The organism is Streptomyces sp. NPDC001668 (assembly GCF_042893155.1).
GTDB lineage: Bacteria > Actinomycetota > Actinomycetes > Streptomycetales > Streptomycetaceae > Streptomyces.
On record NZ_JBIAUQ010000001.1, the window covers coordinates 815,784 to 834,399 of the forward strand.

20 protein-coding genes are annotated in these 18,616 nt (G+C 72.0%); 7 read left to right on the forward strand and 13 right to left on the reverse strand.

Going from position 1 to position 18,616, the window contains the following annotated elements; all coding sequences use genetic code 11:
* Positions 1 to 15 precede the first annotated feature (15 nt).
* From ACFYZ8_RS03605 to ACFYZ8_RS03620, 4 genes are all read right to left on the reverse strand, one after another.
* Positions 16 to 852: a carbohydrate ABC transporter permease gene (locus ACFYZ8_RS03605; RefSeq protein ID WP_359038471.1), complete on the reverse strand. Its 837-nt coding sequence runs from the start codon at positions 850 to 852 to the stop codon at positions 16 to 18.
* Complete coding sequence (locus ACFYZ8_RS03610) at positions 849 to 1,835, reverse strand: carbohydrate ABC transporter permease (protein WP_388538545.1); 987 nt, start codon at positions 1,833 to 1,835, stop codon at positions 849 to 851. The genes ACFYZ8_RS03605 and ACFYZ8_RS03610 overlap by 4 nt, the downstream gene beginning before the upstream one ends.
* A 19-nt stretch (positions 1,836 to 1,854) precedes the next feature.
* The gene (locus ACFYZ8_RS03615) at positions 1,855 to 3,153 is read right to left on the reverse strand and encodes an ABC transporter substrate-binding protein (protein ID WP_388538544.1); all 1,299 of its coding nucleotides are present in this window, start codon (positions 3,151 to 3,153) and stop codon (positions 1,855 to 1,857) included.
* Positions 3,154 to 3,304: 151 nt separating this feature from the next.
* Positions 3,305 to 4,243 (reverse strand): glycosyl hydrolase, encoded by a 939-nt coding sequence (locus ACFYZ8_RS03620; protein ID WP_359038465.1) that lies wholly within the window; start codon positions 4,241 to 4,243, stop codon positions 3,305 to 3,307.
* 355 nt (positions 4,244 to 4,598) lie between these two features.
* Here ACFYZ8_RS03620 and ACFYZ8_RS03625 point away from each other — a divergent pair, with 355 nt between their 5' ends.
* From ACFYZ8_RS03625 to ACFYZ8_RS03635, 3 genes are read left to right on the forward strand one after another with little or no spacing between them, the layout of a single operon-like run.
* Complete coding sequence (locus ACFYZ8_RS03625; protein WP_388538542.1) at positions 4,599 to 5,606, forward strand: glycoside hydrolase family 43 protein; 1,008 nt, start codon at positions 4,599 to 4,601, stop codon at positions 5,604 to 5,606.
* Positions 5,607 to 5,615: 9 nt separating this feature from the next.
* Positions 5,616 to 6,656 carry a LacI family DNA-binding transcriptional regulator gene (locus ACFYZ8_RS03630; RefSeq protein WP_359038461.1) on the forward strand — a complete coding sequence of 347 codons (1,041 nt, stop codon included), beginning with the start codon at positions 5,616 to 5,618 and terminating at the stop codon, positions 6,654 to 6,656.
* A gap of 2 nt (positions 6,657 to 6,658) precedes the next feature.
* Positions 6,659 to 7,690 (forward strand): LacI family DNA-binding transcriptional regulator, encoded by a 1,032-nt coding sequence (locus tag ACFYZ8_RS03635; RefSeq protein WP_359038495.1) that lies wholly within the window; start codon positions 6,659 to 6,661, stop codon positions 7,688 to 7,690.
* Between the two features lie 13 nt (positions 7,691 to 7,703).
* Here the strand turns inward: ACFYZ8_RS03635 and ACFYZ8_RS03640 are convergent, their stop codons facing one another.
* The 3 genes from ACFYZ8_RS03640 to ACFYZ8_RS03650 are packed head-to-tail and all read right to left on the reverse strand — an operon-like array spanning position 7,704 to position 10,372.
* Positions 7,704 to 8,720 carry an NAD(P)/FAD-dependent oxidoreductase gene (locus ACFYZ8_RS03640; RefSeq protein ID WP_388538540.1) on the reverse strand — a complete coding sequence of 339 codons (1,017 nt, stop codon included), beginning with the start codon at positions 8,718 to 8,720 and terminating at the stop codon, positions 7,704 to 7,706.
* Entirely contained in the window at positions 8,717 to 9,265 is a 549-nt protein-coding gene (locus tag ACFYZ8_RS03645) for an isoprenylcysteine carboxyl methyltransferase family protein (RefSeq protein WP_388538538.1), read from the reverse strand. Before ACFYZ8_RS03645 ends, ACFYZ8_RS03640 begins: the two co-directional genes overlap by 4 nt.
* 48 nt (positions 9,266 to 9,313) lie before the next feature.
* Complete coding sequence (locus ACFYZ8_RS03650; protein ID WP_388538537.1) at positions 9,314 to 10,372, reverse strand: type III polyketide synthase; 1,059 nt, start codon at positions 10,370 to 10,372, stop codon at positions 9,314 to 9,316.
* A 180-nt stretch (positions 10,373 to 10,552) separates the two neighbouring features.
* On the opposite strand from ACFYZ8_RS03650, the gene ACFYZ8_RS03655 reads away from it, so the two are divergent.
* Positions 10,553 to 11,419, forward strand: a complete 867-nt coding sequence (locus ACFYZ8_RS03655; RefSeq protein WP_388538535.1) for a UbiA family prenyltransferase — start codon at positions 10,553 to 10,555, stop codon at positions 11,417 to 11,419.
* Between the two features lie 52 nt (positions 11,420 to 11,471).
* Here the strand turns inward: ACFYZ8_RS03655 and ACFYZ8_RS03660 are convergent, their stop codons facing one another.
* The 4 genes from ACFYZ8_RS03660 to ACFYZ8_RS03675 form a co-directional block, all read right to left on the reverse strand.
* On the reverse strand, positions 11,472 to 11,636 hold the full coding sequence (locus tag ACFYZ8_RS03660; protein ID WP_388538533.1) for a hypothetical protein: 165 nt from the start codon (positions 11,634 to 11,636) through the stop codon (positions 11,472 to 11,474).
* A 29-nt stretch (positions 11,637 to 11,665) separates the two neighbouring features.
* The gene (locus ACFYZ8_RS03665) at positions 11,666 to 12,022 is read right to left on the reverse strand and encodes a PRC-barrel domain-containing protein (RefSeq protein WP_388538531.1); all 357 of its coding nucleotides are present in this window, start codon (positions 12,020 to 12,022) and stop codon (positions 11,666 to 11,668) included.
* Between the two features lie 142 nt (positions 12,023 to 12,164).
* On the reverse strand, positions 12,165 to 13,697 hold the full coding sequence (locus tag ACFYZ8_RS03670) for an APC family permease (RefSeq protein ID WP_388538530.1): 1,533 nt from the start codon (positions 13,695 to 13,697) through the stop codon (positions 12,165 to 12,167).
* A 64-nt stretch (positions 13,698 to 13,761) separates the two neighbouring features.
* A complete protein-coding gene (locus ACFYZ8_RS03675) occupies positions 13,762 to 14,313 on the reverse strand; it encodes a hypothetical protein (RefSeq protein ID WP_388538528.1) in 552 nt (183 codons plus the stop codon).
* A 223-nt stretch (positions 14,314 to 14,536) separates the two neighbouring features.
* Here ACFYZ8_RS03675 and ACFYZ8_RS03680 point away from each other — a divergent pair, with 223 nt between their 5' ends.
* Positions 14,537 to 14,728: a hypothetical protein gene (locus ACFYZ8_RS03680; protein ID WP_388538526.1), complete on the forward strand. Its 192-nt coding sequence runs from the start codon at positions 14,537 to 14,539 to the stop codon at positions 14,726 to 14,728.
* Positions 14,729 to 14,748: 20 nt separating this feature from the next.
* On the opposite strand, the gene ACFYZ8_RS03685 is transcribed toward ACFYZ8_RS03680, so the two are convergent.
* Positions 14,749 to 15,420, reverse strand: coding sequence for an ANTAR domain-containing protein (locus ACFYZ8_RS03685; protein ID WP_388538525.1), 672 nt, complete (start codon positions 15,418 to 15,420; stop codon positions 14,749 to 14,751).
* A gap of 346 nt (positions 15,421 to 15,766) precedes the next feature.
* On the opposite strand from ACFYZ8_RS03685, the gene ACFYZ8_RS03690 reads away from it, so the two are divergent.
* Positions 15,767 to 16,705 carry an anti-sigma factor RsbA family regulatory protein gene (locus ACFYZ8_RS03690; RefSeq protein ID WP_388538712.1) on the forward strand — a complete coding sequence of 313 codons (939 nt, stop codon included), beginning with the start codon at positions 15,767 to 15,769 and terminating at the stop codon, positions 16,703 to 16,705.
* Between the two features lie 42 nt (positions 16,706 to 16,747).
* On the opposite strand, the gene ACFYZ8_RS03695 is transcribed toward ACFYZ8_RS03690, so the two are convergent.
* Positions 16,748 to 17,842, reverse strand: a complete 1,095-nt coding sequence (locus tag ACFYZ8_RS03695) for a Gfo/Idh/MocA family protein (protein WP_388538523.1) — start codon at positions 17,840 to 17,842, stop codon at positions 16,748 to 16,750.
* Between the two features lie 131 nt (positions 17,843 to 17,973).
* Between ACFYZ8_RS03695 and ACFYZ8_RS03700 the strand changes: the two genes are divergently transcribed.
* On the forward strand, positions 17,974 to 18,603 hold the full coding sequence (locus ACFYZ8_RS03700; protein WP_359038439.1) for a ScbR family autoregulator-binding transcription factor: 630 nt from the start codon (positions 17,974 to 17,976) through the stop codon (positions 18,601 to 18,603).
* Positions 18,604 to 18,616 lie beyond the last annotated feature (13 nt).

Here is an 18,616-nt window from a genome sequence, read left to right on the forward strand (position 1 = left end):
TCGGGGAGGTGCGGTTCAGCCCTTGACGGCGCCGCTGAGCAGGCCGGACACGATGTGCCGCTGGACCGCGACGAAGAAGACCACCATGGGTACCAGGGCCATGACACTCAGGGTCAGGAAGGCCGGCCAGTCGACCTGGAACTGCCCGACCGAGGTGTAGACCTCCAGCACGATCGTGCTCTTGCCCGGGTCGCTGAGGTACACGTTGGGGGTGAAGAAGTCGTTCCAGACCCACATCGTCTGGAACACCGCGACGGTGGCCAGGATGGGCCGGATCAACGGCAGCACGATCCGCCAGAAGACCTGCCAGGGACCGCAGCCGTCCAGCCGGGCGGCCTCGATGACCTCGAACGGCAGGGTGGCCATGTAGCCCTGGATGACGAACCAGCAGAAGATCGAGCCGGCGCTGTAGACCAGGACCAGGCCGTTCAGGCTGTTGACCAGGCCCAGTTTGACGAAGATCTGGTACACGGGGATCAGGGTCGACTGGGTGGGCACGACGAACGCGAGCAGCAGGAGCTTGCCGAAGCGCTTGTTGAACCTGGTGGGGCGGATCGTCAGGGCGTAGGCCGCCATGGCGCCGATCAGCACCATGAGGGCGACCGAGACCACCGTGACGTAGAGGGTGTTCGCGAACGCCGCCGCGACGGGGACCTGGTCGAGGACCCGGCGGTAGGTGGAGAAGTCCGGCGAGGTGGGCAGTGCCAGCGGTGAACCGGTGGTCTGCGCCTGCGACTTGAGGGTGTTGACGAGGACGTAGTAGAAGGGCAGCGCCATGACCGCCGAGACGGGCAGCATGTAGGCGCTGGTGAGCCAGCCCCGGGTACGCAGCCGGGAGAGGATCGCCGTCACCGGAACCTCCTTTCCAGCCTGCGGGTCACCGAGAGCTGGAGCGACAGCACGGCGGCGACCGCGATCAGGAAGATCACGCCCAGGGCGGCGCCGAGCCCGTAGTCGCCCTCGGCGATACCGCGTTGTACGAGGATCTGGGTGATGGTGTAGGTGTCGTAGCCGGGGCCGCCGGCGGTGAGGGTGAACGGCAGGTCGTACACCCTGAGGCCGTTGATGAGCAGCAGGAACTGGCTGACCGTCATGGCCGGCGCGAGCAGCGGCAGGGTGATGCGGAAGAACTGCTGGCGCGGTGTGGCCCCGTCGATGGTGGCGGCCTCGTAGTAGTCCCGGGGGACGGACTGCAGGTAGGCGAGGTAGAGGACGGCGTGCCAGCCGGTCTGCGCCCAGACCCCGACCACGATCACCGAGACCTTCGCCAGGGTGTTGTCCGACAGCCACGGCACCGGGCCGACTCCGAAGAGGCCACCCAGGACGGAGTTGATCACCCCGGAGGACAGCGGCGACAGGACGAACGTCCACACCAGGCCGAGGATCGCCATGCTGGGCACGGCGGGGAAGAAGAACGCCGCGCGGACCAGACTCCGGCCGGGGAAGCGGCGGTTGAGGATCACCGCGAGCGGGATGGCCAGGACGGTCACGATCAGCGTGGTCGCCACCGCGTACAGCAGGGTGAAGCCCAGGCCGGTCAGCACCGAGGGGTCGGTGAAGATGTGCCGGTAGTTCCGCAGCCCGACCAGGTGCCTGGTCGGTGAGGAGCCGCTGTAGTCGGTGAAGCTGTAGTACACCGACTCGGCGATCGGCACCAGGAACAGCACCACCAGCACGAGGGCGATCGGCACCAGGAACGCCTGTGTGGTCAGGAACGCCTGTGTGGTCAGCTGCTCGCGCAGCCGTCGGCGGGCGGGGCGGGTTCCGCCGGACGCGCCGCCGGGCGTGGTGCCGGCGCGGGCCCGGGTGGACAGGTCGGGGGTCTGTATGGCCATGAGGGCTGTCGCTTCCCGCCTACTTCGCGTCGAGCTGCTTGAGCTTCTTGTCCAGCGCGGCGGGGATGTCCTTGGGCTTGACCGACCCCTGGATCATCTGCTGCATCTGGGTGTTGAGCTCCTGGCTGAGCTCGTTGGAGTGGCGCGGCCAGGCGACGACGGGGAGGTAGATCTTGCCGGAGCGGGCGCCGAGGGCCTGGTTGGTGATGCTGTCGGCGAAGCTCGGCGTGTAGGTGCTGGTGGTGGTGATCGCGCCGCTGGACTTGCCGTACGCCTTCACGGCGTCGGGGCTCGCCAGGAACTCGAGGAACTTCAGGGCGGCTTCGGGGTTCTTGGCCTTGGCGTTGATGGCGTAGCCGGGGCTGGCGGCACCGGTCCAGTAGCTGGTGCCGGGGGTGATGCCGGGGATCGCCTCGGTCTGGAAGGACAGGTGGGGGGCGCTCTTCTGGACCGTGGGAACGTTCCAGGTGCCGGCGCCGAACATGGCCACGCGGCCGTTGGCGAACTCGCTGACCACCTGGTCTCCGGTCAGGCCCAGCACCGCCTTGGGCGTCAGCTTCTCGGTGTACAGCTTGCAGTAGGCGACCAGCGGTTCGGTCCAGGTGTCGGCGAACGTGGCCTTGCCCGCGAAGATGTCGGCGTCGGGGAAGGAGCTCTGGGTGGCGAAGTACCCGCCGAGCAGGCCCCACAGCGCCATGAAGTTGCCCTCGTGCGCGGCGTCGTAATAGGGGGTGATCCCCTTGTCCTTGAGCTTGGCGCACAGCTTCAGGAAGCCGTCCCAGCTGTCCGGCAGCTTGTCCGCCCCGACCTTGGCGAGCAGGTCCTTGTTGTACATGATCCCGCCGGCCCAGGAGGAGATCGACAGGCCGTACACCTTGCCGTCGACCGTCATGAACTCCTTGTTGGCGGAGTTCATCGGCTCCAGGAACTTCTGGCCGGTCAGGTCCTTCACGAAGCCGCCGCCGACCAGCTGCTTGTCCTCGGCGGTGAGGATGAAGACGTCGGCGCCGGTGTGGGCCTGGAGGCGGGTCTGCAGGGTGGAGACGTACTGCGGCACGGGCGGGGCGTAGGAGAAGGAGACGGAGGTGCCCGTCTGCTTGGTGAACAGGTCCAGCACCGGCTTCATGATGGTCTGGGTGTCCCAGGAGAAGAAGGACACGGAGCCCTTGCCGCCACCGCCGCCGCTCACCGCGGTGCTGGTGGAGCAGGCGGAGGCACCCAGTGCGGTGCCACCGAGCACGGCGGCCATGAGGCTGCCCTGCACGAAGCGTCGTCTGCTGAGCTGGGGGGTGTCGGTGGCGGTGTGGTCGATGGTCATGGTGGTTCCTCTCGGGGGTGCGCGCGGGGCGGGCGGGTGGAGGGGGCGGATCAGGACAGGGGGGTAGGCGGGAGCAGGGCCGGAGGCCGGGTGGAGGTGTCAGGGCCGGGGGAGTGGAGATCCAGAACCCGAAGCGGAGAAGCGCCGGGTGTCACGGCCGGGGCAGCCCGTGGAACGGGACCGTGTCGCGGTCGAGGAGCAGGCGGTCGCCCTGGGTGGTGAGGCGGGCCAGCTGCACCACGGAGCGGCGTTGTGCCGGTCCGCCGGTGTCCGGGGACTCCGGGTCCCGGTCGGGGTGGGTGAAGTAGAAGATCCAGGCCGCGTCGGGTCCGGCGACGACGTCGGCGTGGTGTCCGACGCCCCGGTCGTCCGGGCGGGTTCCGGAGATGTCGAGGATGCGGCCCGCCGGGGTCCAGTCGTCGAGGTCGGCGGAGCGGAACACGTCCTGGCCGTCCCAGCAGTCCACGACCATCCAGTACCGGCCGTCCAGCGCGAAGACGTTGGGCCCCTCGTGCGGCCGGTGCTCCAGCACCGGGCCCCGGACCCGCCAGTCGTACAGGTCGGTCGAGTCGGCGGCCCAGGTGTGCGAACCGTGGGCCTCGTCCTTGTACCACATGCGCCAGCCCGAGCCGTCGGGCAGCGGGTGGACACAGGCGTCGATGACCTGGGACGAGCTGAGCGACACCGGTCCGGCGTGCACCCAGTGCCACAGGTCGCCGCTGGTGTAGTGCAGGATCCGCCGGTCGTGTCCCTCCCAGCGGTCCGGCACCCCGCGGATGTAGCTGACGTACATGTGGAACACCCCGTCGGGCGCCCGCACGATCTCCGGGGCCCAGAAGGTGTTGGTGCCGGGCTCGAACGGGAGGCTGTCCAGCACCCCGCGGTAGAGCCAGTCGCGGCCGTCCGTACTGGTCGCGACGCCGATCGCGGTGCCGTGCACCCAGGCGACGCCGGGCGCGGCCACGTCAGAGCGGCGCTGTGTGTAGAACATCCACCACTGTCGGCCGTCGTACTGCACGACGGGATCGGTCGGGCCCGAGTGGACGGGGTCCTCGTACAGGGGCGCCGGGGCGGGAGCAAGGGAGGCCATGACGACCTTCTTCTGCCGGCGACAGCCGGCTTCGTCGGGAGGGCTGGCCGTACGAACCGGATGAACCGGGTGTTACGGCTGGGTGAAGCGGGATCAGGATGGCCGCCAGGTACATCGTCGTCAACCCTCTTCCGTCGCTCTTTTTCCAGACCGACATCAAACGGCGCCCCCGAGCATCCCCGTCGACTTCATTACCTTCGCAGGTCAAAGCCGTTCGCTTTGTCGCATCCTCCATCTCCGGAGCATCCCGCAAGGAGACCGCTGTGTGACTTCGGGCCTTCCATCCTTTGACAACGATGAATCTGCGGTGGGAAGCTCACTCCACCCCACCCCCGCAGACGAGGAGACAGGCCCCGTGCCTCAGAGCGCCCCCCGCGACCACCGAGCCGAACGGCCCGTCGGCCATCTGTTCGCCTACTTCGCCGGCGAACAGCGCCCCGACGGCGAGCGGATCCGCTTCGCGCTCTGCGACAACCCCCGCCTGGACCGCTGGACGGAGCTCACCGGCATTCCTCCGCTCGCCCCCGCGGGCGGCGGTGCGCGGGATCCGTTCCTGGTGCGGGCCGCGGACGGCGGCGGGTTCCATCTGCTCGCCACCGACCTGCGCATCCATGGCGGCCAGGGCTGGGAACACGCCGTCGCCCACGGCAGCCGCGACCTGCTGGTGTGGCACTCGGCCGACCTGCGCGCGTGGGACGGGCCGCACCGGGTCGAGGTCATGCCGGAGCAGGCCGGATGCGTCTGGGCGCCCGAGGCGGTCTACGACCCGGAGCGCGAGGAGTACCTGGTGTTCTGGGCCTCCACCGTCTACCCGGACGACGACCCGGGGCACGAAACGCCTTCGTACCAGCGCATGTACTGCACGACCACCAAGGACTTCCGCACCTTCGGCGATCCCCGGGTGTGGGTGGACAACGGGTATCCCGTCATCGACTCCACCGTCGTGGAGCACGACGGCTGGTTCTACCGGTTCACCAAGGACGAGCGCCTGCCCGGCACCCCGGACGCTCCCGACGCCAAGTTCGTCTTCGTCGAGCGCTCCCGGGACCTGTCGGCCACGGAGTACGAGCCCGTCGCGCAGGGCGTGGGCCGCGGCACCGGGGAACTGCCCGGACTGGCCCACGCCGAGGGGCCGATCGTGTTTCCGGCACCCGACGGGCGGGGCTGGCTGCTTCTGCTGGACGAGTTCCTCGGCCGCGGCTACGTGCCGTTCCGGGCCGACCGCCTGGACAGCGCCGTGTGGCTTCCCGTGGCCGATCCGGAGTTCTGCGTCCTGCCGCCGGGGCTCCGCCACGGGTCGGTGCTGCCGCTCACCGAGGCCGAGTGCGCGCAGCTGCGCGGTTCCGCCCCGGCAGGGACCTAGGGTTCGGTCATGTCCACGATGCATGACGTGGCCCAGCGGGCCGGGGTGTCACTGAAGACGGTCTCCCGTGTGGTCAACGGCGAGCCCAACGTCAGCGAGCAGACCCGGCGGAAGGTGGACGCCGCGATAGCCGAGCTGGACTTCCGGCCCAACTCGGTCGCCCGCAACCTGCGCACCGGCCGGATCGACCTCGTCGGACTCGCCCTGCCGCACCTGTCCCAGCCGTACTTCTCCTCGCTCGCCGAGGAGATCATGCGGGAGGCGGAGCGGCACGGGCTCACCGTGCTGATCGAGCTCACGGAGGGAGACGCCGAGGCCGAACTCGCGCTGGTCCGGGAGCACGGTCCGCACCTGGGCGGGCTGCTGATGTACCCGGTGGGACTGTCCGACGCACAGGCCCTGACCGTGGCACGGACGGTGCCGACGGTGTTCATCTCCGAACGTGCCTACGACGCGCCCGTGGACCGGGTCGCCATGGCCAACCAGGAAGGCGTCCGTGCCCTCGTCGGGCACATGGCGTCGCTGGGATACACCCGGATCGCGGCTCTGGGCGCCGACCACACCGGCCGGCCCGAGCGGGCCGCTGCCCACCTGCGCCTTGCGGGCTACCGGGACGGACTGCGCGACGCCGGCCTGCCCTACCGCCCCGAGCTGGTCGTCGAAGTGGGCACCCCCCACTGGAACCGCCAGGAGGGAGCCACCGGGATGCGCCGGCTGATCGAAGCGGGCGTGCCCTTCGACGCCGTGGTCGCCTTCGCGGACGCGCTGGCGCTGGGCGCCCTGCACACCCTGCAGGAAGCGGGGGTGAGGGTCCCGGCCGAGGTGGCCGTCGCCGGGTTCGACGACACGGACGACGCCCGGTACGCCCACCCGACGCTCACCTCCCTCGCCCCCGGCAGGGCCCAGATCGCACGGGAGGCCCTGGCCCTGCTGAATGACCGTATGAACGGTACGGTCGAGCCGGAATCCGGGCGGCTCGTCGTCGCCGACCACCAACTGACCGTCCGTGAATCGACGTTGGGAGGGATGGCCGCATGGGGCGGAGCGTGACCATGCGTACCGTGGCCGAGAAGGCGGGCGTGTCGACCAAGACCGTCTCCAACGTCATCAACGGCACCGGCTCCTTCAGCCCGGAGACGGAACACCGCGTCCGCGCGGCCGTCGAGGAACTCGGCTACCGGATAAACCCCTTCGCCCGCGGCCTGCGCTCGCAGCGCACCGGCACCATCGCGCTGGTCCTCCCGAACGTCTACCAGCCGTTCAACGCGGAGCTGGCCGAACAGGTCATCCGGGCCCCGGAGACCCAGGGACTGAAGGTGGTCGTCGAGACCACGCGCGGAGACGCCGAGCGGGAACGAGCCGTTCTGTCCGCATCGCGCAAGGAACTCGTGGACGGGGTCGTCTACGTGCCGCAGGCCCTCACTCCCGAGGAGTACCTGCCCCTGCCCCTCACCCAGCCCACCGTCGTCCTCGGCGAACGCCCCGACCGGGCGGCCGGGATGCATCTGGACTACGTGGAGATCGCCGACGAACAGGGCACGCACGCGGCGGTCAGCCATCTGCTCGCCCAGGGCCGACGCCGTATCGCCGCCCTGTGCGAACAGGCGGTGCCACGCGCCGGCGGCCGACGTCTGCACGGTTACCGCAGGGCTCTCGAGGACGCCGGGGTCGCCTACGACGACTCGCTGGTGATCGGTGTGGACAACGCCGACCTGTGGTCCTCCGGCGCGGGTGCGGTGGCCCGCCTGCTGCGCACCCGCGTCCGCTTCGACGCACTGTTCTGCTACAACGACGTGGTCGCCATCGGCGCGCTGTCGGTCCTGGCCCGCAGCGGCGTCCGTGTCCCGGACGACGTGGCCCTGGCGGGCTTCGACGACATCGAGGCGGCCCGCTTCGCCTCACCGCCGCTGACCACCGTCGACCCGCGGCGCGAGTCGATCGCCCGCCGGGCGGTGTCGCTCCTGCGCTCCCGCATGGACCTGGAGGACTTCCGGGATCTCCCCGGCCGCTGCGAGAGCGCCGGGTTCGTCCTGCGGGTGCGCCGGTCGTCCTCGACGTCCCCGGATCCGTCCGGGGCCGGCTGAGCGGTCGGCGCACCTACTGAAGCGCGTGCACGGCGGCCGAGAACAGCGGGGGCAGCCGGGAGGCCGTGGGGACGACGAGGCGGGCGGTGCCCGGCCGGTGGGCGGCGGCCAACAGGGCCCCGGTCAGCAGCCGGTGACGGCGGGTCAGCCGGGCCCAGGCCCGCTCGTACGCGGCCGGCCGTCCGGTGGCCAGGCAGCGGACGGCGGCCCCGGCCGTGGCCAGCGCGAGGGCGACGCCCTCGCCGGTGAGGGCGTCCAGGTAGCCCGCGGCGTCGCCGACCAGCAGGACACGTCCTGCGACCCTGCGCCGCACCCGCTGCCGCAGGGGGCCGGCGCCGCGTACCGCCGTCGTCGCCGGCCCGTGCAGCGACGCGGCGAGGGCCGGGAAGGCGGCCAGGTGGTCGTCGTACCCGCGACGGCTGCGGCTGAGGATCGCGACGCCCACCAGGTCGTCGCCGACCGGTGTCACATAGGCCTCGCCGTGCCGGGACCAGTGGACCTCCACGAAGTCCGTCCACGGTGCGACGCGGTAGTGGCGGCGCAGCCCGTAGCGGCCGTGGGGGCGGCCCGGCAGGTCAAGACCCAGGCTCCGGCGCACCGGGGAGTGCAGGCCGTCGGCGGCGATCAGCCAGCGGGCCGTGGTTCCGGCGGCGGTGACCGTGTCCCCGTTCTGGCGCACCTCGCCGACCGTCCCCTCCAGCACGCGCACGCCGAGACCGAGGGCGCGCTCGTACAGGGCGGAGTGCAGCGTCGTACGGCGCACTCCCAGCCCGCCGTCGCCGCGGAAGGGTGCCTCGGCGTGGGTGGTGCCGTCCAGGTAGCGGATGCCGCGCAGCGCGTGGCCGGTGACCCCCTCGACGCCCAGGGCCCGCAGCGCGGTGACGCCACTGGGCATGAGGCCTTCCCCGCAGGCCTTGTCCACGGGCGCGGTGCGGGGTTCGACGACGACGGCCTCCAGGCCGGCGAGGGCGGCGTGGATGGCGGCGGCCAGGCCCGCCGGTCCGCCACCGGCCACGAGTACGTCGATCACGCCGGAGCCGACGTGCTCGGCGCGGTCGGCCCGGTCGCCGCGGTGAGCGCCCGGTTCTCGCAGCGGACGCGGACGGTGAGCAGGGCGGCGTCGAGCACCGTGAACACCACGGCGGTGACCCAGGCGGTGTGGACCAGGGGCAGGGCCACGCCCTCGGCGACGACGGCCACGTAGTTGGGATGCCGCAGCCACCGCCACCGGTAGGGGCCGCCCGTCACCAGCGGCAGACCGGGGACGACGATCACCCGGGTGTTCCAACGGGGCCCCAGGGTGTGGATGCACCACCACCGCAGCGCCTGGGCGGCCACCAGTACGGCCAGCATCGGCCAGGCCAGGGCGGGCACGAAGGGCCGGCCGGCGAGCCACACCTCGGCCGGACAGGCGAGCAGCAGGCCGGTGTGGAGGGCGACCATCGCCGGGTAGTGGCCCTGCCCGCTCACCATCGCGCCGCGGGCGGTGCTCCAGCGTTCGTTGCGGCGGGCGACGACGAGTTCGGCGACGCGCTCGCCCGCGACGGCGGCCACCAGCAGTGCGTACCAGATCATGTGTCGTGTGTCCTCGTGTCCGTTCTCGTGTCCGTCCTCGGGTCCGGACTACCAGCGCAGCAGGACGAGTTCGCAGGCGAAGCCGGGCCCCATGGCCAGCAGCACACCCGGTGTGCCGGGCGGCGGGCGGCGCTCGGCCAGGGTGTCGCGCAGTACGTGGAGCACCGACGACGAGGAGAGGTTGCCCACGTCGGCCAGGTGACGCCAGGTCACGTCGAGCGCGCCCTCGGGCAGGTCGAGGGTCTCGGTGACGGCCCGGAGGACTTTGGGGCCGCCCGGGTGGCACACCCAGGCGGTCACGTCCTTCGGCTTCAGGCCGTGGTCACCGAGGAACCCCTCGACGTCGTCCGCGAGATACCGGCGCACCACGTCGGGGACCCGCGGATCGAGGACGACCCGGAAGCCGGAGTCCCCGATGTCCCAGCCCATGACGCGCCCGGTGTCCGGATACAGGTGGCTGCGGGTGTCCACGACCGTCGGGCCGGACGTCTCGGCGGAGCGGTCCGCGCCGTACGCGACGACCGCGGCGGCGCCGTCCCCGAACAGTCCGGTGGCGACCAGGTTGGCCAGGGAGGCGTCGTTGCGCTGGAAGGTGAGCGAACACAGTTCGACCGAAAGGAGCACCGCCACGTGGTCGGGCCGGCCCAGCAGGTAGTCGTGCAGACGGGACAGACCGGCGGCGCCACCGGCACAGCCCAGGCCGAACAGGGGCATCCGTCTGACGTCCGGACGCAGCCCGAGGCGGCCGACCAGCCCCGCGTCGATCGAGGGCGTGGCGATGCCCGTGACGGAGGTGAAGACCAGCAGGTCCACGTCGGCGGCGGACAGACCGGCCGTGTGCAGGGCGCCGCGGACGGCCTTGGCGCCCAAGTCGGTGGCGGCGGCGATGAAGACGTCGTTGGAGGCACCGAACCCGTCCAGCTCCCCGTACCGTTCGAGCGGCAGCGTCATGTGGCGCGAGCCGACCATCGCCCGGTGGTGCAGCCGGTCCAGGACCCGCCGGTCGGTACCCTCCGGCAGGCAGGTGCGGGCCACTATGTCCGTGATCTCGCGCTGGGTGCGGCGGTGCGGTGCGAGGGCGCCGTGAACGGCGGCGATCCGCGTCATGTGGTTCCCGTCCGATGACCGACTGCGTGGGCTGCTGGTGAGCTGCTGGTGGGCTGCTGTGGACTGCTTCCCAGGTTTTCCCCGGGCCGGGACTTCGCCACCAGGGATCGCCCGTCCGGCCGTTCCGACCGGGGGCGTGTGCACCGGCCGGGCGGGGCCTGGGCGCCTACGATCGACCGGGTGGGCACTCCCGAGCAGTCGACGGCCGGCGTCCCGGCCGCGAGGTGGACCGGCCGGGTGCGGGGGCTGGCCGGGGCGTGCCATCCCGGGCCGGTCGTGGCGGTCACCGCGCTGACGGCCGCGCTGGCCGTGACCGCGGGCCAGGGCGCCGCGCGCTCCACCCTGACCACCGCCGCCGTCCTGACCGGGCAGTTGTCCGTCGGCTGGTGCAACGACGCCTTCGACGCCGGCCGGGACATCGCGGCCGGCCGCCGGGACAAACCCGTCGTCGACGGCACGGTCGGCGTGCGAGAGGTCTGGGTGGCCGCCTGCACCGCGCTGGCGCTGTGCGTGCCGCTGTCGCTCGCGTGTGGCCTGTGGGCGGGCGCCGTTCACCTGACCGGGGTGGCGGCGGCGTGGGCGTACGACCTCAGGCTCAAGGCGACGGCGTGGTCCTGGGCGCCGTACGCGGTGGGCTTCGCCGCGCTCCCCGCGTTCGTGGCGCTGGGGCTGCCGGGGCGGCCGTGGCCGGCCTGGTGGGTCGTCACCGCCGGGGCGCTGCTCGGGGTCGGCGCCCATCTCGGTGACGTGCTGCCGGACATCCGGGGGGATCTGGCGACGGGCGTACGCGGTTGGCCACAGCGGCTGGGACCGGACGGCGTGCGGCGGTTGCTGCCGGTGCCGTTGGTGGGCGCGTCCGCGGTTCTGGTACTGGGTCCCGCCGGGCCACCCGACAGCTGGGGCGTGGCGGCGCTCGCGGGGGCCGTCCTGGTCGCGGTGGCCGGCGCGGTGCTGGGCCGCCGCTGGGCGCGGTCGGCGTTCGCGGCGGCGGTCTGTGTGGCGGTGGTGGACGTGACGCTGCTGCTGCACGGCACCGGGATCGCCTGACCGCGTCGGCCGGGCCCCGGCGCGCTGAGCACGCCGGCTCGCGGACGCGTCGTCAGCGCACCGGGCGCCGGCGCCGGCCGAGGCGCATGCCCAGGTACACCAGGGCCACCAGGAACACCGCGATGCCGATGACCAGCAGGTAGATCAGCCCCTTGACGGCGACGCCGACGATGCCGAGCACGATCGCCGCGAGGACGAGGAGCAGGAAGAGCGTCATGACGTGGAGCACCTCCTCGACAGGGCCGGTCAGCGGCGCGCGAGCTGGCGCTCGCCGTTGGCGCCGGGCTGGTAGGGCAGGCCGTAGTGCGCGAACACCGCGGCCTCGTCCTCGGCGGGCAGCACGTCGTCCGTGCCGATCGCCGGGCCCTTCTTCACCAGCGACCGGTCGTAGCCGACCTTGACGTAGCCCGGACCCACGACCGCGTCGTGCAGGGGGACGAACACGAGCTGACGGCGGGTGGGCAGACCCACCTGGACCGTGCCCATGGCGGGCTCGTCGGTCCTGGTGTCCACGTAGACGGCCTCCAACGTGCCGATCTTGTGACCGCTCGCGTCGACGACGTCGTGAGTGCGCCACTCACGGATATCCGCACTCTGGATCATCCTTGGGTCCCTTCGCGCCTCGGTGTACCCGGAGAAGGCACTTTCCGCGTTCCCGTATCGGCCCTGGTGACACCCGGCGAAAGGGGCGGGTCGGCAAGGACGGGCCGGTGGCACGCCGTCAGGGCTCACCGCAGGGCCGCGGTCACCGCTCCGCGGCGGCCGCGGCCCTGCGGGTCGGCGCGCCCAGGGCCCAGAACAGGACGCCGAGGAGCATGAAGCCGAGGAGGGGGAGGGCCTCGGTCAGCAGGTACTTCACCCGCTCGTGCCGGTGCCAGCCGTCCGGGGCGTAGGCCTTGCTGAACCAGTGGTCGCCGAGTCCCGGTGCGACCAGCTGCACGGTCGCGAAGAGGACGAGCGCGGTGAGGACCACGCTGATGGCGAGGGGCGCGGGTGCCTTGTAGGGGCGGGGCACGTCCGGAGCCTTGTGGCGCAGTACGGCGAGCGCCGGGAAGATGCCCAGATAGCTGACCAGGGTGGTGGAGACGGCCAGGCCGAGGACCGCCCCGAAGAGCTTCGCCGCGCTGCCGCCGGTGAGTTCGTGGGCCAGGACCAGGACGGCCGTGGAGACAAGGCCGCTGAGGATGTTGACGCGGACCGGGGTGCCGAAGCGGCTGGAGATGACGCCGAGGAAGCGGGGGGCCGCGCCGTCGTAGCCGGAGACGGCGAGGGCGCGGTCGGAGCCCATCACCCACGTGACGCCCGACGAGAGCACCGTGAGGATGAACAGGATCGCGGCCAGATCGCCGAGCGCGCTGCCCGCGCCGCTCAGGGTCGCGGTGCCGTCGCCGGCGACATGGCCGCCGTAGACCGTGAACACCTGGCGGATCGCGTCGATGAAGCCGCCGAGGCCGGTGATGGCCTTGACCGGCAGGACCAGCAGGATGCCGAGGATCGGCAGGGCGTACAGGAGTACGGAGAGGGCGGCGCTGCGGAAGACGGCGTACGGCACGTCCTTCTGGGCGTCGGTCATCTCGTCGCCGGCCGTGCTGGGCAGTTCGAAGCCGACGTAGTTGAACATCAGGACGGGCACCAGGCCGACGAAGCCCGCGTAGGTCGGGGAGAAGTCACCGAGGCCGAAGCCGTGCAGGCCGTGCCGGGCGCCGTAGATCACGACGGTGACGGTGAACAGGCCGAGCAGGAGGAAGCGGCTCCACGCGCCGATCGTCGGGATCCACTTGCCGACGTCGAAGGAGAGGATCGCGGCGAGCACGCCGATCCAGACGAACAGCAGGGTGAAGACGTAGAAGGCGGGGGTGCTCAGGTCCTTGCCGTCGTGGAAGAAGGTCGTGTACGCCGTGACGGCGGAGACGGACAGGGTGCCGCCGAGCCACACCGGATTGGTGATCCAGTAGAGGAAGTTGTTGACCGCGCCGGCCAGGCGGCCGAAGGCGCGGCTGGTCCAGATGTAGGGGCCGCCCTCGTCGGGGAACGCGGCGCCGAGTTCGGCGGTCAGCAGCGCCGAGGGGACGAAGAACACGACGGCCAGCACGATGAGCCAGGTGAACGCCTCCGCGCCGGAGGAGGCCACCGTGCCGATGGTGTCCACCCCGACGATCGTGCACAGCAGGAAGAACAGGATGTCGAAGCGGCCGAAGTGCTTGCGCAGCTTCTCGCGTTCCGAAAGGGCCGCAGGCGGCGCGTCGGCCGGCTCTGTGGTCGTGGGGCCAGCGGTCACCGGGAGCTCCAGCGGATGAGCGGGACAGGCGGGATTCGGCCATGATCAGGGCCGCCGCCCACGCTCACAAGCGTTCATTGGGAACTCTTGACCGGGTATTGCCGGAATCGACACATGGAGGGTCCAGCTCCGCGCGCAGGGAGTCGCGCAGCCTGCGCAGGTCGTCCGCGGGGCGGCCCAGGCCGTTGAGGCGCAGGCGGGCCGCCTCGGTGCGGTCGACGGGGCGGGTGGTGAAGGCCAGGTTCATCGAGGCGCGCAGCATCCACAGGTCGTAGGCGAGCAGCCGGGCCGCGCGGGCCTGCGCCGCGACCAGGTCCGGGTCGGTGGCCCCCACGTCCTGGAGCCGGGTGCGCAGCCGGTGCAGCGCGATGCTCTGCTGCCCGCAGTCCCGTGCCGCCCCGCGTGACACCGGACCGGGCTCGCCGCACGCGGCCACCGCCTCGTCGGCCGCCGTCTGCGCGGCCACCGCCTCGTCCAGGACCGCGAGGAGCGCCCGCAGTTGGGCAGGGCGCGAGGGGCGGACGGGGGCCGGGCGGGGGCGGGGGCGTGCGGCACTCGGCAGGCGCAGGAGGAGGCGTACGGCAGTCAGCCACCCCTGCGCTGCGCCTGTGCGCATGGCCCCTCCTGGCGTCCGTGACGAACCGGGCCACGGCGTCTCACGGTCGCGGTGACCGGGCCTGCGGCCGTCGTGCTCCTCCAGTGTGCGCCCGCGCGCGGTCGGGTGTTCCTGTGCGTCCGGTCGGGTGAGGCTTGATCGGGCGTTCTCGGGGGTAGTTCTCCTCCCCCGGGAGTAGCGGAAGGCGGTGCGGTCGTCCCGGGGAGGCAGGGCAGGTGCCTCCGTGGGCACGATGTGCGGGCGGGTCTCGGGGGCGAGGCTGGTCCGTGTCGGGGAACAGCAGTCCAAGCCCTGGGAGGGCGCCATGAACCGCCAGATCCGCGTTCGCGTCACCCGTCGGCCCTCGTCCTCACGTGACACCCGGCAGCCCGAGATCGACCGCAGGACACCCTCGGGACGCCTGCTGCCGTACTGACACCGGCCCGGCCGGGGCGGTCAGTTCAGACAACGGGCTATCGCCGTCCGTAGTGCCCGCCGGAGCTCCGGCGACGGCAGCGGGCCATCGCCGCCCGCACCCGCCGTGACCACCGCGGCGACCTTGCGCAGCTTGGTGTTGGAGAGCTGGGAGGCCTCCCGCAGGACGTTCCACGCCTCGTCGGAGGAACAGGCGTGGGTGGCCATCAGCACCCCGCGCGCCTGGTCGATGACCGGGCGGGTGACCATCGCCCGCCGGAGCTGTTCGACCTCCGTGCGCAGCAGGTCCAGCTGCTGGGTGCGCTCCAGGACCACCACGGAGGGCACGGGCTCGCGGCGGGTCCCGGGTCCGTTCAGCGGATCGTCCGGATCGAGACCTGCCATCTCCAGGATGCGGCGCGGCTGGTCGCACCACCCGGTCGCCGCCACCCGTACCCGACGGCGGCGGCCGTAGGTGTCCAGGACCTCGAGGAACCGCAGTCCCGCCGTGTCCATGAAGGCGACGCCCCTCATGTCCAGATCGACCCGGACGATGCCGTCCGGCAGCCGTGCCAGGGTCCTGGCCAGGGTGTCCGCACAGCCGTGCATCAGGTCGCCGCAGGCGACGAGCAGGGCCCTGCCCCCGTCCATACCGCTGTCGATGGTCAGAGTGTCCAGCCGCCCCGCGAACGAGGTGTGTGTCGCTGAGCTCATGTCCGTCTCGCTGCTCCCCACAGTCGTCACGACGTTGAGTCACCGATCGCCGCGGGATTCCGGCTCCGGCCGGGGGTGTGGCGGGGTGCGGGATCCGGCGGTGCTGGGATGCGCCTGCCCGGCCCGTGGGGGAGTACACCCGGCCAGTGGGGGGCATGGCGGGCGCACTCCGGGGGTAAACGCGGTCTCGTCCAGGTATTCACGGGAAACGTGTCAGGAGGGGAGACGTATCGGAAGGGACAGAGTCCGGTCGGCGGCCAGGAAACAGTGGGGAAATCGGTGTGGAGATCCGGCACGAGGCGCCAAGGCGCAGTTCTCGGGCGCGCGTGTACGCGGTGACGCCGTGGTGACCGCCCTGGCCGAAACCGCGGACCCGTTCGTCCATCCCGCGCTCTTCTACCGCGACGAGCAGGAGTACCTGGCCGGAGTGGTGCCGTTCGTCCGCAAGGCGCTCGCCGACGGCGAACCGGTGGCCGTGGCCGTACCCACCGAGAACCTGCGGCTGCTGAAGTCGGAGTTCGGCGCCGAGGAGGCCGTACGGTTCTTCGACATGCGGGAGGCCGGCCGCAACCCCGGCCGGATCATCCCGGGGGTGCTGCGCGCCTTCGCCGACGCCCAGCCGCCCGGCACCCGGGTGCGGATCGTCGGCGAACCGATCTGGGCCGGCCGCTCGGCCACCGAGTACCCCGCGTGCGTCCAGCACGAGGCGCTGATCAACGCCGCCTTCCAGGGCCGTACGGTCACCATCCTGTGCCCGTACGACACCCGCCGCCTCGCCCCGCAGGTCGTCGCCGACGCCTACGCCACCCACCCCGTGGTCGTCGACGCCGGTTCCGGGCGGGAGGAGGAGAGCGGACGGTACGACTTCGAGGCCGTGCACGCCCGCTACAACGCCCCGCTGCCCCCGGCCCCGGACGTGCCGGCCCACGCCTTCGTCGCCGATGTGCTCGGCGAGATCCGGCACTTCGCCTCCGGCGCGGCCGCGCGGTTCGGGCTCGAGCGGCCCCGGCTGGACGACCTGGCGCTGGCCGTCGCCGAGCTGACCACCAACAGCGTGGTGCACGGCGGCGGTTCGGGCCTGCTGCGGGTGTGGGCCGAGGACGGGCACGTGGTGTGCGAGGTCCGCGACAAGGGACGGCTCACCGACCTGCTGGCCGGGCGCCGGCCACCCGCCCGGGACCAGTCCGGCGGCCGCGGCCTCCTCATGGTCAACCTCGTCGCCGACCTCGTACGGGTGCACACCGGGCCGGACGGCACCACGGTCCGCTTCTGGTTCGCCCTCTGACGGGGGTGACCCGCGCGCCGGGATCGCCGCCCCCCCGTGCGCTCAGCCCAGCCGCACCCGACTCCCGCTGCGCGCCGACGACTTGACCGCGTCCAGCAGCCGGTGCACCCGGACGGCGGTCGTGAAGTCCGGACCGAAGTCGTCGCCGGTGCGGATCGCGCGGGCCAGGTCCGTGTACACCTGGGCGACGTTGCTGACCGGGGAGGGGCTGCCGAGCAGGGGGCGGTGTGCGTCGGGGACGGTGAGCCGCTGAGCCGGGGAGCCGTCGGCCGGTGAGTGGGTCAGGGTGAAGCGGGGACCCACCAGCGAGTCGTCGGACGACACCAGGACCAGCCGGCCCGACCGCCCGTGCACCTCGATCCGGAAGCCGTCGCCGCGCGGGCCGCCCGTCATGAAGTGCGCCGAGGCCGCCGCGCCCGACTCCAGCAGGCCGCCCAGCACGATCTGGTCAGGGGAGGTCACCTCGATCGGCTCGCCGGTCTCCTCCATGGTGATCCGGTCGATCCGGGTGGCCAGGGTCGCCGAGATCTCGGTGAAGTCCCCGACGGCGTACTGGAACATGTCCAGCGAGTGCCCGCCCACCACGGCGAGATGGTTGACGCCCTTCGTCTCGTCGAACAGCGCCGCGTACCGCGTGGACCACACCTCGGGCGTGGCCAGCGAGTACAGCAGGGACGCCGACAGCACCTCGCCGATCAGCCCCTGCGCCAGCACCTCCCGCAGCAGCCGCACTTCGGGGTGGTGCCGGCTCTGCAGCCCCACCGCGTGCCGTACGCCCGCCGCCCGCGCCGCCGACGCGAAGCGCTCGGCGGTGCGCGCGTCCTGGGCCAGCGGCCACTCGCTGTACACGTGCTTGCCCGCGGCGATCGCCGCCTCCACCAGCCCGTCCCGGGAGGGGAGCTGGACCGCGACGGTGACCAGGTCGACGTCCGGGTCGGCCATCAGGGCCCGGGCGTCGTCGTACGACGTCCGCGCGCCCCACACCTCGGCGGCGGCCCGCGCCGACGCGGAGCTCGTCCCGGCCACGGCCGTGACCTCGAAGTCGTTTAGCGCCCCGAGCGCCGGGAGATGGATGTGGCGACCCCATCCCCGCTCCGCATGCGCGCCGACGACACCCACCCGGATCCTGTCCGCCATGTGAACTCCCCTCGTCTGCCTGGGTGTTTCCCCGGTCCGCCGAGAAAAGTACCAGTCGGTTGGTTTTTTTGTCGGCCGGGAAGGCAGACTGCTCCCGAGAGCTCGTCGCGACACAGGCAGGGGTTGGACGCATGGTCAGGCAGGAACGCGCGGAGGTCACCCGGTCGGCCATCCTCGACGGGGCCGCCCGCGCCTTCGACGCCGAGGGCTACCACGGGACGTCTCTCGGGGACATCGTCAAGGAGGCCGGGGTGACCAAGGGCGCGCTGTACTTCCACTTCGGTTCGAAGGAGGAGCTCGCGCAGGCCCTCGTCGACGAGCAGTTCTCCGCCCTGGAGCCGGTCACCAGCACCGGGAAGCCCGGAGTGCAGACCGTCATCGACATCGTGCACGCCATGGCCCGGCGGCTGGTGGCGGACGTCCGGGTGCGGGCCGGCATCCGCCTGGTCATCGACCAGAGCTCCAAGACGGGCATCGTCAGCGAGCCCTACACCCGGTGGATCGAGCTCTTCCGGGAGTGCCTGGTCCAGGCGCAGCAGCGCGGGGACGTCAAGGCCGACCTCGACCCCGGGCGGGTGGCCCGGCTGATCGTGGGCTCCTGGACCGGACTGCAGCTCAGCTCCCAAGTGCTCAGCGGACGCGCCGACCTGACCGAGGAGACCACCCTCATGTGGGAGATGCTGCTGCCGAGCATCGTGCCGCCGCGGCGGCTGGAACGGTTCCATCCCGAGGGGACGGCCCTGGTGCCGGAGATGGTCTGACGGGGGCTCCTGG